The 3,041-nt window shown below is 47.2% G+C and carries 3 protein-coding genes; all 3 read left to right on the forward strand.

Features of this window, described 5'->3' with window-relative positions; genetic code table 11:
* Positions 1-150 precede the first annotated feature (150 nt).
* The 3 genes from RMO35_RS20410 (at position 151) to pipX (ending at position 3,024) form a co-directional block, all read left to right on the forward strand.
* On the forward strand, positions 151-1,041 hold the full coding sequence (locus tag RMO35_RS20410; protein WP_309743690.1) for a CbiQ family ECF transporter T component: 891 nt from the start codon (positions 151-153) through the stop codon (positions 1,039-1,041).
* 100 nt (positions 1,042-1,141) lie between these two features.
* Positions 1,142-2,533 carry an anthranilate synthase component I gene (locus RMO35_RS20415; protein ID WP_309743693.1) on the forward strand — a complete coding sequence of 464 codons (1,392 nt, stop codon included), beginning with the start codon at positions 1,142-1,144 and terminating at the stop codon, positions 2,531-2,533.
* Positions 2,534-2,751: 218 nt separating this feature from the next.
* Complete coding sequence (gene pipX / locus RMO35_RS20420; RefSeq protein ID WP_309743695.1) at positions 2,752-3,024, forward strand: transcriptional coactivator PipX; 273 nt, start codon at positions 2,752-2,754, stop codon at positions 3,022-3,024.
* Positions 3,025-3,041: the final 17 nt, after the last annotated feature.

Below are 3,041 nucleotides of genomic sequence, written 5' to 3' on the forward strand. Positions count from 1 at the left end.
CGGAAAGCCCCCCCTTTATAAGGGGGGGTTGGGGGGGTAACACGGGATTTCGATCTCAGTCGGACTTATACCTCGAAAAGTAGGGTAAGCAGTGCCCACCCTACTTTTTTAACCCCTAAAGTCTAAAGCCTAAAGCCTAACCCCTAATCAATGGATTTACTCCGCTCCCTGCCCATTGGATTATATTTAGAACAGCCAGTCACATGGCTGCATCGGCTCGATCCGCGCGTAAAACTCGGCTGGCTGTTGAGCTTTCTGTTAGCTCCAGTGCTGGCTAGTGCGAGCTGGAAGCTGAGTTTAGTGGCATTACTCGTCATCATTAGTATCTTAGCTGGCATCCCTTGGCGGGCGCTCAAACCGCAGATGGGGTGGTTGTTATTGTTTGGGGGGGCGATCTTTGTCGTTGGGATGTTTGCCCCAGATAGTATCAATGTCACCCAGCAACTCCGTTCCCCGCCAGATCCGGGAGTAGAGATCGCCCAACCATATCAATATGTGTTGTTCAAACTCGATGCGGGGATGATTCAGCTCAAAATCACCAGAAAATCGCTCGAAAATGCCATCTATGCCAGTAGTTTGATTTTTACATCTATATATAGCACTACTGTTTATCTGCTCACTACTTCTCCCGAAGAAGTTGCCACTGGCTTAGACAATTTAATGTCACCACTCCGCCGTTTTAATGTCCCCGTCACTGAAATTGCGCTCACACTGACACTATCGCTGCGATTTATTCCTTTAGTTCTAGAAGAAGTCCAAAATTTGGTACGATCGGTTTATACCCGCGCGATCGATTGGCAAAAATTAGGACTCAAAAACAGTGCCAAAGTTTGGCTGACTGTCGCCGAAAAAATGTTTGCAAATCTTCTGAGTCGTGCCGAGCAAATCGCTGTAGCCATGCAGGTTCGCGGCTTTACCACTCCCAACACCCACAAGGTAGAATGGCATCAGTTAAAGTTACGAAAAATTGACTTTTTGGCGATCGCCTGTCTGGGCATTTTCTGGACAGCAAGAGTGATTATCGGCGGACAATTCATTTAGGTTTTGGGCTTTAGGCTTTGGGCTTTAGGGATCGGATTACCCCTTACCTTTTACCTCTTACCCATTACCCATTACCTCTTACCTTTTACCTCTTACCTCTTTGCACTCGATCCTTCCGCTACAAAATCGAACTGGCTCGCAGATCTTCGATCGATTATTTAGACACGAGCCGATTGCCACTTTACTCGAAAGTCCAGTTCGCGATTCAACGAAATCGGTATTGACAAGATACTCGATTTGTGCAGGAACGCCACAGATTATCGATGGTCGATCGCAGATTTTCACCCCAGCAGTCGGGCAAATTTTAGATTGTTTGCGAGGGTTGCTGGCGAGTGTCGATCGACAAGAACCAACGGATTTACCCGCTCACTTACCCTTTACTGGGGGCTGGTTGGGGTGGTTGGGTTACGAACTTGCCTGGGAGATCGAACGATTACCAACTCTTCAGCCAGATCCATTGCCATTTCCAACCGCTTATTGGTATGCGCCCCGATCGATTGCTATTTTAGATCATTGGGAGCAACTACTATATTTATCCGCACCGACAGCCGCAGAGCTGGAAAAGTTAACGCTTAGATTAGATGCAGTTGCAGAGGGCAATCTCGCGTCGTCGCTGCTCTTGTGCGCGTCGATACCAATCCCCATCGATTTAGATAACCTCAAGTCGCTACACTTTTTCACATCCGCCGCCGAGTATCAGCAGTCAATTCTCCAAGCTCAGCAATACATTCAGGCTGGAGATATCTTTCAGACTAATTTATCACTACGATTTAGCACCCATACCGATCTCGACAGTTGGCAAATCTACCAAAGATTGCAACAGATTAATCCTTCGCCATTTGCGAGCTATTGGCAAACTCCCTGGGGCGCAATGATAAGCTGCTCTCCAGAAAGACTGGTGCAATTGCAACAACACAAAGCAACAACTCGCCCGATCGCGGGTACCAGAAAGCGCGGTCAAAGCCCCGCACAGGACTTACAATTAGCTGAAGAACTACTAGCTAATGACAAAGAGATTGCCGAGCATATCATGCTAGTCGATCTCGAACGGAACGATCTCGGGCGAGTATGTCGCTGGGGGAGTGTCAATGTCGATGAATTGCTCTCGATCGAGCGGTATAGTCATGTGATGCACTTAGTCAGTAATGTCACAGGTGAGCTAGATTCGCAGTTTGACTCGATCGATCTCATTCAGGCTATGTTTCCAGGCGGGACGATTACCGGATGTCCAAAAGTCAGGTGCATGGAAATTATCGCCGAACTCGAACCCCTCCCCCGCAACTTATTTTATGGCTCCTGTGGCTATCTCGATCGGCGTGGTCATCTAGATCTCAATATTTTGATTCGGACATTGCTGTATCATAAAGGCACAGTCTGGGGACAAGTCGGTGCGGGCATCGTTGCCGATAGCCATCCTCAGCGCGAGTGGGCTGAATCCCTCCAGAAAGCCGCCGCTCAGATCTCGGCGTTAGGTTTAGGTTTTAGACTTTAGGTTTTAGGGATAAATGCTGGGAATTATAAAGAATAAAACAGTATATGTATTTATAAGATTGGAATTTCCTGAAACCTAGCTGGTGGGCGATGCTCACCCTACAGATTACTACTGGTGGGCGGTACCCACTCTACACATACTATTTACCCTAAAGCCCAAAGCCTTAACTTTAAAGCCTAACACCTAACACCTAAAGCCTAATACCTAATACCTAATCAATGACTTCCGAAAACTACCTCAACCACCCTACCTTTGGCTTGCTCTATCGCATTTGTATCGTTGAGGACAACCAAGAACTATTTACGACACTCTATGCACAGCGAGTATTTTTTCTGGTTACTAGCGATGCAAATGGGATCTCCTTTCAGCCCGTCACTCGTGCGGATGCGAGACTAACGATCGATACTCGTATCCGCCTCCTTAGACGCAACGGTCAAGTTTTAGAATATCAACAATTGCAAGCAATGATGCAGCAAAATTTCCCAGGATAAGAATTAGGCTTTAGGTT

This window comes from Chamaesiphon sp. OTE_20_metabat_361, from assembly GCF_031364565.1.

Bases quoted from the DNA above. Each gene is read 5' to 3' on its own strand.
- RMO35_RS20410 (WP_309743690.1), top strand. From the start codon at position 151: ATGGATTTACTCCGCTCCCTGCCCATTGGATTATATTTAGAACAGCCA.
- pipX (WP_309743695.1), top strand. From the start codon at position 2,752: ATGACTTCCGAAAACTACCTCAACCACCCTACCTTTGGCTTGCTCTAT.